8 protein-coding genes are annotated in these 12,933 nt (G+C 54.1%); 4 read left to right on the top strand and 4 right to left on the bottom strand.

The window, feature by feature from the left end; translation table 11 throughout:
* The first annotated feature begins 114 nt into the window (after positions 1 to 114).
* The 4 genes from pncB (at position 115) to C5687_RS05815 (ending at position 5,940) form a co-directional block, all read left to right on the top strand.
* The gene (gene pncB / locus C5687_RS05835) at positions 115 to 1,317 is read left to right on the top strand and encodes a nicotinate phosphoribosyltransferase (RefSeq protein ID WP_104556570.1); all 1,203 of its coding nucleotides are present in this window, start codon (positions 115 to 117) and stop codon (positions 1,315 to 1,317) included.
* A gap of 166 nt (positions 1,318 to 1,483) precedes the next feature.
* Positions 1,484 to 2,884, top strand: coding sequence for an asparagine--tRNA ligase (gene asnS, locus C5687_RS05830; RefSeq protein ID WP_095440933.1), 1,401 nt, complete (start codon positions 1,484 to 1,486; stop codon positions 2,882 to 2,884).
* A 592-nt stretch (positions 2,885 to 3,476) separates the two neighbouring features.
* Positions 3,477 to 4,565, top strand: a complete 1,089-nt coding sequence (locus C5687_RS05820) for a porin (protein ID WP_047958165.1) — start codon at positions 3,477 to 3,479, stop codon at positions 4,563 to 4,565.
* A 184-nt stretch (positions 4,566 to 4,749) separates the two neighbouring features.
* Positions 4,750 to 5,940, top strand: coding sequence for an amino acid aminotransferase (locus C5687_RS05815; protein WP_095440932.1), 1,191 nt, complete (start codon positions 4,750 to 4,752; stop codon positions 5,938 to 5,940).
* 49 nt (positions 5,941 to 5,989) lie between these two features.
* Here C5687_RS05815 and C5687_RS05810 read toward each other — a convergent pair whose 3' ends face one another.
* From C5687_RS05810 to C5687_RS05790, 4 genes are all read right to left on the bottom strand, one after another.
* Positions 5,990 to 6,637, bottom strand: a complete 648-nt coding sequence (locus tag C5687_RS05810) for an MBL fold metallo-hydrolase (protein WP_095451636.1) — start codon at positions 6,635 to 6,637, stop codon at positions 5,990 to 5,992.
* 20 nt (positions 6,638 to 6,657) lie between these two features.
* Positions 6,658 to 7,209, bottom strand: a complete 552-nt coding sequence (mepK, locus tag C5687_RS05805) for a peptidoglycan L,D-endopeptidase MepK (protein WP_025755997.1) — start codon at positions 7,207 to 7,209, stop codon at positions 6,658 to 6,660.
* A 174-nt stretch (positions 7,210 to 7,383) separates the two neighbouring features.
* Complete coding sequence (gene ldtD, locus C5687_RS05795; protein ID WP_104556569.1) at positions 7,384 to 9,198, bottom strand: L,D-transpeptidase; 1,815 nt, start codon at positions 9,196 to 9,198, stop codon at positions 7,384 to 7,386.
* 178 nt (positions 9,199 to 9,376) lie between these two features.
* Positions 9,377 to 12,913 (bottom strand): inverse autotransporter beta domain-containing protein, encoded by a 3,537-nt coding sequence (locus C5687_RS05790; protein WP_238380448.1) that lies wholly within the window; start codon positions 12,911 to 12,913, stop codon positions 9,377 to 9,379.
* Positions 12,914 to 12,933 lie beyond the last annotated feature (20 nt).

Below are 12,933 nucleotides of genomic sequence, written 5' to 3'. Positions count from 1 at the left end.
GACCCTTAAACGCGCTTATGTTGTGATCGGGGTTCAATAAATCACTAAACAAGGTATACTCCGGAGTTGTTTATTGTACTAAACGCTCCTGTGAGAGGATGCTACTGCGCACCTATGACTCAATTCGCTTCTCCTGTTCTGCATACGTTGCTGGATACCGACGCGTATAAACTGCATATGCAGCAAGCCGTTTTCCACCATTACTATGACGTTCATGTCGCGGCGGAATTCCGCTGCCGTGGCGACGACTTGCTCGGTATCTACGCAGACTCCATTCGTGAACAGGTCGATGCTATGCAGCATCTGACGCTGCAGGACGACGAATATCAGTGGCTTTCTGGCCTGCCTTTCTTCAAAACCGACTATCTGAACTGGCTGCGCGATTTCCGCTATAAGCCGGAGCAGGTGACCGTGGTTAACGATAATGGCAAGCTGGATATTCGCCTTGAAGGCCCGTGGCGGGAAGTGATCATGTGGGAAGTGCCGCTTCTGGCGGTAATCAGCGAGCTGGCCCACCGCTACCGTTCGCCGGAAACAGGCGTCGCGCAGGCGGTTGCCTCGCTGGAAAACAAACTGGCCGGCTTCGCCACGATGACTGAAGGGCTGGATATGTCCCGCTTCCGTCTGATGGACTTTGGCACCCGTCGCCGTTTCTCCCGCGACGTTCAGGAGGCGATCGTGAAACGTCTGCAGCAGGAGCCGTGGTTCGTGGGCACCAGCAACTACGACCTGGCCCGTCGTCTCGACCTGACGCCAATGGGAACCCAGGCGCACGAGTGGTTCCAGGCGCATCAGCAGATAAGCCCCGACCTGGCTAACAGCCAGCGTGCGGCACTGGCCGCTTGGCTTGAGGAGTACCCGAATCAACTCGGGATCGCCCTCACCGACTGTATTACGATGGATGCCTTCCTGCGCGACTTCGGTCCCGAGTTCGCCGAGCGTTACCAAGGGTTACGCCACGATTCCGGAGACCCGGTTGAATGGGGCGAGAAGGCGATTGCCCATTACGAAAAGCTGGGTATTGACCCGATGAGCAAAGTGCTGGTCTTCTCCGATAACCTCGATCTTGCGAAAGCCGTTGAGCTCTACCGTCATTTCAACACCAGAGTGAACCTGAGCTTTGGGATTGGTACCCGTTTGACCTGCGACATTCCCCAGGTGAAACCGCTGAATATCGTCATAAAACTGGTGGAATGTAACGGCAAGCCGGTGGCGAAGCTCTCCGACAGCCCGGGCAAAACCATCTGTCATGACAAAGCGTTTGTTCGCGCGTTACGCGAAGCGTTCGATCTCCCCCAGGTTAAAAAAGCCAGTTAAGCGCTCACGGGAGCCTTAACTGGCTCCCCTCTTCTTATTTATTTCTTAAATCTTCTCTTTTGACTGCGAAATTTACTTGTCTGATAGCGGATGGCAGGTAACATAGATATCCCCCATAAGGGTGGACAAGTGTTTATTTTTTCCGACTATTAACAGAGAGAATATTATGAGCGTTGTGCCTGTAGCCGACGTACTCCAGGGCCGTGTCGCCGTTGACGCCGAAGTCACCGTGCGCGGATGGGTGCGTACCCGCCGAGATTCTAAAGCTGGCATCTCCTTCCTTGCCGTCTATGACGGTTCCTGCTTTGATCCTGTACAGGCCGTCATTAATAATTCTCTGCCCAATTACAATGATGACGTTCTGCGCCTGACAACGGGTTGTTCCGTAATTGTGACCGGCGTTGTGGTGGCATCACCGGGTCAGGGCCAGAGTTTTGAAATTCAGGCCACGTCCGTTGAAGTCACCGGCTGGGTTGAAGATCCGGACACCTACCCGATGGCGGCAAAACGTCACAGTATTGAGTACCTGCGTGAAGTTGCGCACCTGCGCCCGCGTACCAACCTGATTGGTGCGGTTGCCCGTGTGCGTCACACGCTGGCGCAGGCGCTGCATCGTTTCTTCGATGAGCAGGGTTACTTCTGGGTTTCGACTCCGCTGATCACTGCGTCTGATACAGAAGGTGCAGGTGAAATGTTCCGCGTCTCTACGCTGGATCTCGAAAACCTGCCGCGCACGCCAGAAGGCAAAGTGGACTACGACAAAGACTTCTTTGGTAAAGAAGCCTTCCTGACGGTCTCTGGCCAGCTCAACGGCGAAACTTACGCCTGTGCGCTGTCCAAAATCTATACCTTCGGCCCAACCTTCCGCGCCGAAAACTCCAACACCAGCCGTCACCTGGCGGAATTCTGGATGCTGGAGCCGGAAGTGGCGTTCGCTAACCTGGACGATGTCGCGGGTCTGGCAGAAGCGATGCTGAAGTATGTCTTCAAAGCGGTGCTGGAAGAGCGTCCGGACGACATGAAATTCTTCGCTGAGCGCGTAGACAGCGATGCGGTGGCCCGTCTGGAGCGTTTCGTCTCCGCTGATTTTGCACAGGTAGACTATACCGACGCCGTGGCGATCCTCGAGAAGTGCGGTGAGAAGTTCGAGAACCCGGTTTACTGGGGCGTTGACCTGGCGTCTGAGCACGAACGCTATCTGGCTGAGAAACACTTCAAAGCACCGGTTGTTGTTAAAAACTACCCGAAAGACATTAAGGCCTTCTATATGCGCCTTAACGAAGACGGTAAAACGGTAGCAGCGATGGACGTACTGGCGCCGGGCATCGGTGAAATTATCGGTGGCTCGCAGCGTGAAGAGCGTCTGGACGTGCTGGACGCGCGCATGGAAGAGATGGGGCTCAACCCTGCAGACTACAGCTGGTACCGCGATCTGCGCCGTTACGGCACCGTACCGCATGCCGGTTTTGGTCTGGGCTTCGAGCGTCTGATCGCTTACGTGACAGGTGTTCAGAACGTTCGTGACGTGATTCCGTTCCCACGTACTCCGCGTAATGCCAGCTTCTAATCGGTAAAACAGAAAATGGCCAGCTCATGCTGGCCATTATTTTATTCTGCATTGTCAGTTTTCGTCAGCGTAAAGTCAGCATCTTTAAACCTTCTCCCCGTCACAACCACTACCTGTTACGTTTTGTTTCCGTGAAATATCCAGCCACAAAAAATAAACCCCATTCTTATTGCGATTAATACACCCTCAAGCAATAGCACAAATTTCAACCACTTTTTAAGCCATCCAGACGTCTTTATTGCGCCATAAGAAAAAGCGAGTCGTTTAAGGTCTGTTTATATGAAATGCCTTTATCCAAATTAATCATAAGGAATTCATATATATAGGAAACACCCTGTTGTTTAATTCGCCAGCGAGTTCTGAAGTTTGAGATGGTTCACAAAGTTCCGAAAAATACATATTTAGTTACACATATTTTCTTGTTGTTACTTAATCTTGAGATTTGTAGCACTTTGAGGCTAGCGAAACGCTTCGGTGAATGGAAAGATGCCTGTCAGATACATAAAGACACCAAACTCTCATCAATAGTTCCGGAAATATTTATTGACAGAATTTATTGACGGCAGTGGCGAGTGTCATAAAAAAACCAATAATGATGAAGCGCAATATTCTGGCAGTGGTAATCCCTGCCCTGCTGGTAGCCGGTGCAGCTAACGCTGCAGAAATCTATAACAAAAACGGCAACAAACTGGATCTGTACGGGAAAGTTGTAGGTGAGCACGACTTCGTGACTTCAGGTGACAACACTGACAGCAGCGACGCAACCTATGCTCAGATCGGTTTCAAAGGCGAAACTCAAATTAATGACCAGCTGACCGGTTACGGTCAGTGGGAATACCGTGCGCTGGCAAGCCAGGCAGAAAGCAACCAGACTCAGCGTACCCGTCTGGCGTTCGCTGGTCTGAAAGCCGGTGATGCAGGCTCCATCGATTACGGCCGTAACTACGGTATCGTATACGATGTAGAATCCTATACCGATATGGCCCCATCCTTCTCTGGTATGACCTGGGCTAACTACTCTGATAACTTCATGACTGGCCGTAACTCTGGTCTGCTGACCTACCGCAACTCTGACTTCTTCGGTCTGGTTGACGGTCTGAGCCTGGGCCTACAGTATCAGGGTAAAAACGAGCGTACCGACGTGAGAACGGCTAACGGTGACGGCTTCGGTACCTCTCTGGGCTATGAATTCGGCGAAGGTTTCGGCCTGATCGGTGCTTACAGCAACTCTGACCGTACTAATGCGCAGAGCGCTGACGGTAAAGGCGAAAAAGCTGAAGCATGGGCAGTTGGCGCGAAATACGACGCGAACAACATCTACCTGGCGACCACCTACGCTGAAACCCGCAACATGACCCGTGAAGCTGACGGTTCATTCGCGAACAAAACTCAGAACTTCGAAGTGATCGCTCAGTACCAGTTCGACTTCGGTCTGCGTCCGTCCGTGTCCTACGTTCAGTCTAAAGGTAAAAACCTGGCGCAGCGTGGCACCTTCTCTGGCGGCGATGCTGACCTGCAGAAATTCGTTGAACTGGGTGCGACTTACTACTTCAACAAAAACTTCAACATCTATGTTGACTACCAGCTGAACCTGATCGACGACACCGACTACTCTCGTAACGTCGGCATCGTGAACGGTAAAGACGACCAGGTTGCAATGGCTGTGACCTACCAGTTCTAATCAGAACACCATTATGTTATATGCTTAATGAACAGGGCTTCGGCCCTGTTTTTTTATGCCCGACAGAAAATAATAGCGACTTTTGAAAAGCCGCACGCTTTTCGTCGCAAACGGTTGGCATTTTGTAAATCTACCGTTAACCTGATAGCGGATTTCACTTCTGTAATCACAATGGAACTTCGTCATGTTTGAGAACATTACCGCCGCTCCTGCCGACCCGATTCTGGGCCTGGCCGATCTGTTTCGTGCCGACGACCGCCCTGGCAAAATCAACCTGGGTATTGGTGTATATAAAGATGAAACCGGCAAAACTCCGGTACTGACCAGCGTCAAGAAAGCTGAGCAGTATCTGCTGGAAAATGAAACCACCAAAAACTACCTCGGTATTGATGGTATCCCTGAATTTGGTCGCTGCACCCAGGAGCTGCTGTTCGGTAAAGGCAGCGCAATTGTAAGTGACAAACGTGCCCGTACAGCACAGACCCCTGGCGGTACCGGTGCTCTGCGCGTGGCGGCGGATTTCCTTGCGAAAAACACCTCTGTTAAGCGCGTCTGGGTGAGCAACCCAAGCTGGCCAAACCACAAGAGCGTCTTCAACTCTGCGGGTCTCGAAGTGCGCGAATATGCTTACTATGATGCGGCAAACCACTCTCTTGACTTTGACGGCCTGCTGGCAAGCCTGAGCGACGCGCAGGCAGGCGACGTGGTGCTGTTCCACGGCTGCTGCCACAACCCAACCGGTATCGATCCAACGCTTGAGCAGTGGGAACAGCTGGCTAAACTTTCTGTTGAGAAAGGCTGGCTGCCGCTGTTTGACTTTGCCTACCAGGGCTTCGCCCGTGGTCTGGAAGAAGACGCCGAAGGTCTGCGCGCGTTCGCAGCCGTCCATCAGGAGCTGATTGTTGCAAGCTCCTACTCCAAGAACTTCGGTCTGTATAATGAGCGTGTAGGTGCCTGTACGCTGGTTGCGGCAAACGAAGAGACCGCTGAACGTGCCTTCAGCCAGATGAAGTCGGTTATCCGTGCGAACTACTCTAACCCACCAGCACACGGTGCCTCTGTTGTTGCCACTATTCTGAGCAACGATGCGCTGCGCGCCATCTGGGAACAAGAGCTGAACGATATGCGTCAGCGTATCCAGCGCATGCGTCTGCTGTTTGTGAACACTCTGGCGGAGAAAGGTGCTGACCGCGACTTCAGCTTTATCACCAAACAGAACGGTATGTTCTCTTTCAGCGGCCTGACCAAAGAGCAGGTTCTGCGTCTGCGTGAAGAGTTTGGCGTGTACGCCGTGGCGTCTGGCCGCGTGAACGTTGCGGGCATGACGCCTGACAACATGGCGCCATTGTGCGAAGCGATTGTCGCCGTACTGTAATATGCGCCCATAAAAAAGCCTGCGTTATGCAGGCTTTTTTTATTTCAGGTTACCAGACAGGCATTTCATCCTGAAGGAACGGGTTGTGGAGCCGTTCATAGCCCAGCGTCGACATCGGGCCGTGTCCAGGGATAAACGTCACGTCATCACCCAGCGGTAACAACTTCTGTTTAATCGACTGAATCAACTGCCCGTGATCGCCGCGCGGAAAATCGCTGCGTCCTACGCCACCTTTGAAAATCACGTCGCCGGAAATCAGCAGACGGGACTGGTCATCAAAGAAGACAATATGGCCTGGCGTATGCCCAGGACAATGCAACACCTGTAAAGTCACATTCCCTACGTTAACGCGCTCTCCTTCGTTTAGCCAGCGATCGGGCGTCAGAGGCTGACACTCATCAAGGCCAAACATGCGGCTTTGGGCAGGTAACCCCTGCAGCCAGAACTCATCTTCTTTTTCCGGACCAATCACGGGCACGCCATAATGTTGTGCCAGTTCCGCCGCTGCGCCAACATGATCAAGGTGACCATGCGTCAGCAAAATTTGCATCAGCGTCACACCGCTGTCGGCGACTTCCTGCTTGATTTTCTCAGCGTCGCCGCCGGGATCGACAAGCGCGGCCAGATTAGTTTGTTCGCACCAGATAAGTGAACAATTCTGGGAGAACGCGGTAACCGGAATAATACGATAGTTCATACTGCTCCTGTGTTTCGTTATTACCAGTGCCGGACCGGACCGGTATCAATATGCACAAAGTTGCTGCTGGGGTAATATCCTACACCACCTGCGCGCATAGATAACGCAGCTTTGCGAATATTGGCTAACGAAACGCCCTCAATATGGAAATCCATTGCCTGTCCCTTCGTGTGGTAGCTTTTTTTCGCTACCCCGCGACTATGGGCGCGCAGCTCATTATTGGTATCAATGGAACGATAACCCGAAATAAGCTGCACCGGCTTGCTGGTACCCAGCAGGCCCTGAAGGCGGAAAAGCTGGTCAAACAGTCCTGGATCGATGGCTTTTACTTTATTCGCGCGGAAATCACGGAAAAAATGGTTAAGTCTTGCTAATTCATCCTGAATATAGCCTCTGCCATCGAAGAACTCCGCTTTTAGCGACTCACCGGTGTGAAGATTGTTGAGCGTTAAAACTCGCGGACGAGGTGTCGAGAGGGTGGCAAATGCTGGCGTCGGCAAGATGGCCGCTGCGCCAAGCGCAACACCACCTAACGCCAGCAGTTTGCGGCGATTAGCGTCAAATTTGTCCATGATAATCAGGTCTACAGGTCAAAGAAATCGTAATATGCTTAGCGCACGAAGGGCACCATAACTGGCAAAACCGGGTACGTCAAGGCGCCCAACCCCAGTGAACACGCGGCTTACAGCGATATAGCCCCGTGTTCACCATAACTTACGACAATCATTTTTCCCGAACTGCTTCATTTACCTGATTAATTGTTCCGCTTTTGGCAAAATTTGTGCACCGGATCGCGCGGTGAGATCATAATTGTAAATATCTGTACGGTACTGGGTACGCCCGTCTTCGCCAACAAACGCCGTCAGGTAGTAAAGATTGACCGGAATATTGTGTCGAATATTAACGTAACGCGTATCCCCCTGTTTCAGAGCATCCGAAATACGGGTGTCATTCCAGCCCGCATCCTGCAACAGCATATTGGCCAGCTCCGAGGCTTTGTTCACGCGTACACAGCCAGAACTTAGCGCACGGGTCTCTTTCTGGAACAGGTTGTGATTCGGGGTATCGTGCAGATAGATCGCTTCTGAACTCGGCATATTGAATTTGTAACGTCCCAGCGAGTTATGCGCCCCGGGAGCCTGCTGGAAACGGAACGGCAGATTCGACGGCGTGATCGTCGACCAGTCGACCATATAAGGATCGATTGCTTCTTTGCTGTTCCAGCCGCGCATCACCGTATAGCCATGACGTTCCAGATAACCCGGATCGTTCCACACCTTCGGCAGAATGTCTTTACGCGCCAGCGTCGGCGGCACATTCCACGGCGGGTTGACGACCACGTTATTCAGTGCACTGCTCATCAGCGGTGTTTTGCGATCCGGCCGCCCGACAATGACGCGCGACGCCAATACTTCGCTGCCGTTCTGGTAATAGACCAGCGAATACGCCGGAATGTTAACCATTATCCCGGTGGAGAGCGTGCCCGGCAGCAAGCGCAACCGCTGGATGTTCAGCGCCAGCACCCCGGCGCGTTGCGCAGGTGAAACGTTCAGCCAGTCACGTGTTGATTTACCGATTACGCCGTCCGCGCCCAGCCCCTGAGCCGCCTGGAACTGTTTAACCGCCGCAACCAGTTCCCGATCGTAAGCCGCAGGCTTATCACTCAACCTATTCTCTTTTACCGAGGCTGACGGGCTAACCACCGCGTCTTGCGCCTCATCGCCTGGAAGGGCTATCTTCGGTCCGCTGTCCAGAAGACCGGAACGTTTCAGAATTTCACGCAGGGCGGGAACATCGCTGCTCCACTGTCCCGGACGCAGCGTCGCGGTACCGCGCATCTGCGGCCACGGACGGGAATCCGCCACCAGCGTAAGCAGCGACTGATGCATCGTGGCATATTGCGGATGCGCCGGCGCGAGGCTGGCAATAAACTGCGGCAACTGACCGTTGTCCAGGGCCAGTTGCCACTGATTAATCACTGACAGGGCTGGCGTCGCCAGCTTGTAAGGCTTATCACTGTACAACCAGCGGTTGCCGTTGACCGGAATACCTGCCACAAACTGCAGGTAGCCCATCATGGCGTCAGACAGCACCACATCCCGTGCCTGACCGGTGACGGCCGGGTCAGTTAGCAGTTCCACCCACTGCGTAAACTGAGGCTGGAAACCTGCTATCGCCACTTCCGCCAGCTGTTGCTGGAAGGCGCGCACGGCATCTCGGTTTTCCCACATGGGTTTCATATCGCGCGCAGCATACAGCAGCGTGAGCTGGTTAATATAGGCGGGTGTGTATCCGGCAGGAAGCCCGGAGCGCAGCTGCTGACTAAGAGACTCTGCGTCGATACCTTCCGGTAGCGGCCTGATGCCGGCCATAATCGCCGTCGCCGGAGATTGGTCCAGCGGTTGCGACAGCGACGTCGGCTGCGCGCCGGTCGTGGCGGAACTGTCAGTCGGCACGATTTCAGGCTCATCGGCCTGAGCGGTTAACAGTGGAGCAAACATCACTGTCAGGCACAAACCGAGTGCTGACAGCTGACGACCACATTGATTCTTTAGCAACATCCCTTGCCCCCTGTTTTCTCACGACATGCCCATCACAATGGGGCTTTTCTTCATTATAGAAAGGCTTAATCAGTGTTGCCTTACCTTATGTAAAGAAGCTTAAAGATAACGCAGCGGAAGAAAGAAGTTAAGTGATAAGAGAAAAACCCCGCAGCAGGGTGGCTGCGGGGGGAAGGAATTACTCTACGGTTAAGAGAGTATTGAGGTGATAACTTAATAGCCGAGCCTGGGTATTGTAGTCCTGGCCATCAAACGTAATCACGCCCTCATAGATCCCCTTAGGTAACGACGGATTGTCGCTTGCGTAATAATTCAGTTGCGGTTTATTACGTAAACTTTCGCAGACAGTGGCGTCGTTAAACGGCATAGTAGCACATCCCTCTGTCTGTCTGACGCCTTTAAATACAACGCTATGAACAACACCGTTCTCATCCCTCATCGGCACGGTCAGGGTCGTTGCTAGCTGACCCGAACGTCCGCTTTTATATAAAGATGTTGGTCCCTCCGTATCACCTGTGGCGATAAATCCGACCGATGAATAATCCGTAATAACGTCACCTTTATATTGTCCTGATGCACCCGTGATAGTCCAGTCATAAGAGACAGTATCAAAGAAATCCACACTGCGGTCTTCCAGCGTGATTCCGCCTGCCGTAGCCGTTACCGTCACCCCCCCACGGGTCCCACCTTTCAGCGTTACGCTTGTTTTACCGGAACTGTTAGTCGTGGTTTCCGTTGCAGACAATGTATTCATAGTGGTTGTCCAGGTGACCGTCTCCCCCTGTAACGGGTTACCGTTAGCATCAGTTACCACTGCGGTATAGGTAACCCCACTCCCGTTTATTGGCACATGGGTGGAAGACGGCGTCAGGGAGACCACCGTTGCTGTTTTGACATCTCCGATAAATGTCACCGCACCGTCGGTTTTCTTACCGCTGGTGTTCGTCGCTGGCGTTGCCGTCACCTTGACCGCCGTGCCCGCTTTCACTGAGGTTCCCGCAGTGGTCGCCGTGCCATTAACGTCAGTATCGCTACTGGCTGGCGCAAGCGTCACACCGTCCTGGGTGGTGCTCCAGTTGAGGGTGGTCCCCGTCACCACGTTATCGTTCGCATCCGTCACCGTGGCCGTCCAGGTGATCACATCGGCACCGTCAGCCACCGCCTGCGTTTTATCTGCCTGGATGCCAGTGACCTTCGCTGTCGCAGCGTCCGCCACGAAAGTCACCTTATTCGCCGCCTTTGGCGTCGCCTCGCTGGTCTGCGCCGTTACCACCACATCGCCGGCCTTAACGGAGGTAATCGTAATCTGCGACGTGCCGTCTGCGGCACTGGTGGTCTGCGCGGCACTCAGCTTCACATCGCGGTTATCCGCCGACCAGTTCACCGTCGCGCCCGCGATCGCGTTCCCCTTCGCATCTGTCACCGTGGCTTGATAGGTGATGCTGTCCGTGCCGTTTGCCACCCCTTGTTGCTTGTCGGGTGTAATCTGGCTGATCACTACCGTGCTGGTATCCGCCACAAAGGTGATCGGGTTCGTTTCCTGGGTGGTGCCGTTGACTTCTGCATTCACCGTAATGGTGCCGGTTTTTGACGACTTCAGGGACAACACCGCATTACCGCTGCTGTCGGTGGTCGATGTTTTCGTGGCAACCGCCGTATCGTCCATTTTCACCGTCCAGTTCACCGTCACGCCGGAGACCGGATGGCTGTAGCCGTCCGTGACCTGCGCCGTTACCACGCTAGTGTCGGTATTGTTCGCCACCACCCTGTCTTTCTCACTGTCAATCGCCACCACTTTTGCCGTGGACATATCAGCAGTGAACGTCAGTGATGGCGAGCTCAGAGCATTGCCGCCCTGCAATTGCGCCGTCACCACCGTGGTAATGACATCCTTACTGGACACCTGGATTTGCGCGGCGCCGGTCTCATCGGTACTGGTCTGAGAAGCCGAAAGTACCGCCTGAGCACTGTCGGCAGACCAGTTCACCACGGCATCTTTCAGCACCTTGCCGTACTGATCCGTCACGTGTGCCGTCAGAGTGATAGGCGCGCTGCCGCTCGCCAGCGCGCTGTTTGCGGAGGTATCAAGCGTGGTTAACTGCGGTAAAACGGCCGTCGCCTCTTCAATCAGCGTCGCGGTGGCCAGTGTTATGGTGCCATCAATCAACGGCTGAATGGTCAGGGTGTCCGGCGTAGTACCGCTGATCAGCGTGGCCGTGTAAATGCCACTGCCTGACTCCGTAAAGGCCCCCATCGTCGGCGCCTTGTCGGTTATCGCCCCCGCGGCTTTCGCAGCAGCGGTGACCGATGAAGTCAGCGTGGCCGTCAGACGTGAAGCCAGGCCCGTTGCGGCTTCACCCGCGCTGGTTTTGAGCGTCACGCTCACCACAGCAGTGCTTTTTCCGTCTGCTGGTACCTTAGCCGACGAAACCGTGGTCGTGGACTGCAGGGTGTTGACGTCGATCCCGTTCACCGTAACGTTTATCCGCTCCGGCGACGAGGCATTGCCCTTTTTATCCCACGCGGTGGCGCTCAGGGTGTAGCTGTTGCTGCCGCTGCCCTGCCAGACCGGCAGCGTCATGACAACCTGTTCCGGGCTGCTGCCCGCCGTGATTTTCCCGCCGTGGCTGAAGAAGCTGTCGCCCCGCCATTCAATGCGGTCGAGACCGTGCTTCGCTTTCACCTTCGCCGTCACGGCCTGTTTTGACTGCTCCGCCCCTTCCAGTTCCGGTGGCAGCGAGAGGGAAATCAGCTCCTGCTTGCGGTACTCCAGTACGATGTTATTGTTGCGATCGACCAGATCCATCCGGCCCCCCTGCAGAGTGCGGCGCTGCGCCACCTGCGACGGATCGAGCTGAGCACTCAGCGGCACACCCGGCGTCCAGGTCAGCGCCAGGTTCACCTGGGTGTCATTCTCACCGCTCTTGCCCATCTTCTGGTTCAGACCCATCGTCACCAGCGGTACCGGCGTGTAGTTCACGCCGACCGTGACGGCATAGGGATCTTTTTGTCTGTCGTCTTCGTCATCGCCAAACAGTCCGACGCTGTCGCCAAAATACTGTTCGTAAATAATATTCGCCCCTAACTGCGGGTACGCCGGTAAATAACCGGTGGCGCGAATATCAAATCCGTTCGCCACGCGCTCATCGTAATCTTCATAGCGGGAAGAGGACATCCAGTCGCTCAGACGTAAATAACCGTTCGCGGACAACTTCAAGTAATCCCATCCCAACTCGGTGCCAAAACCGAGACGCTGATGCTCATTACCGGAAACCTGCCGATCGTAGAAAATATTGGTTCCCCACATCCAGTCATCATTAAAATGGCGATAGCCAAACCCGCCATTGACAATATTACGGTCATCGTGACGGCGGCCACCTAACTGGGTGAAAAGCAGGTTTTCTTTTCCGTTATATAACGGAAGCAGTAAATCCAGATCGGAATCATTAAGCGTGAAATGTTCATCGGTGCTGATATTCACCCGGGCGGTACCGAACTGGCTCAGCCACTCCTGCACGCTGGAGGCCGCCTTGCCGGTGGCGGCGTTGACCACCGTGCTGACGAGGGCGTCAGAGGCGTTGTCGCTGCTGAGCAGGGAGCCAGCCTGAACGGCCGTCTGCGCGATGCTGTCTGCACCTTGATCTGAATTTTTTGCCGATACTTTTTCAGGAGAAGATATTTTTTCCTGCGCGCTGGCGTTAAATACCGGAGACAAATAAAGTACTGATGAGGGAG

Source organism: Enterobacter sichuanensis, from assembly GCF_002939185.1.
Classification (GTDB): domain Bacteria; phylum Pseudomonadota; class Gammaproteobacteria; order Enterobacterales; family Enterobacteriaceae; genus Enterobacter; species Enterobacter sichuanensis.
This window is presented reverse-complemented; position numbering and strand designations above follow the sequence as displayed.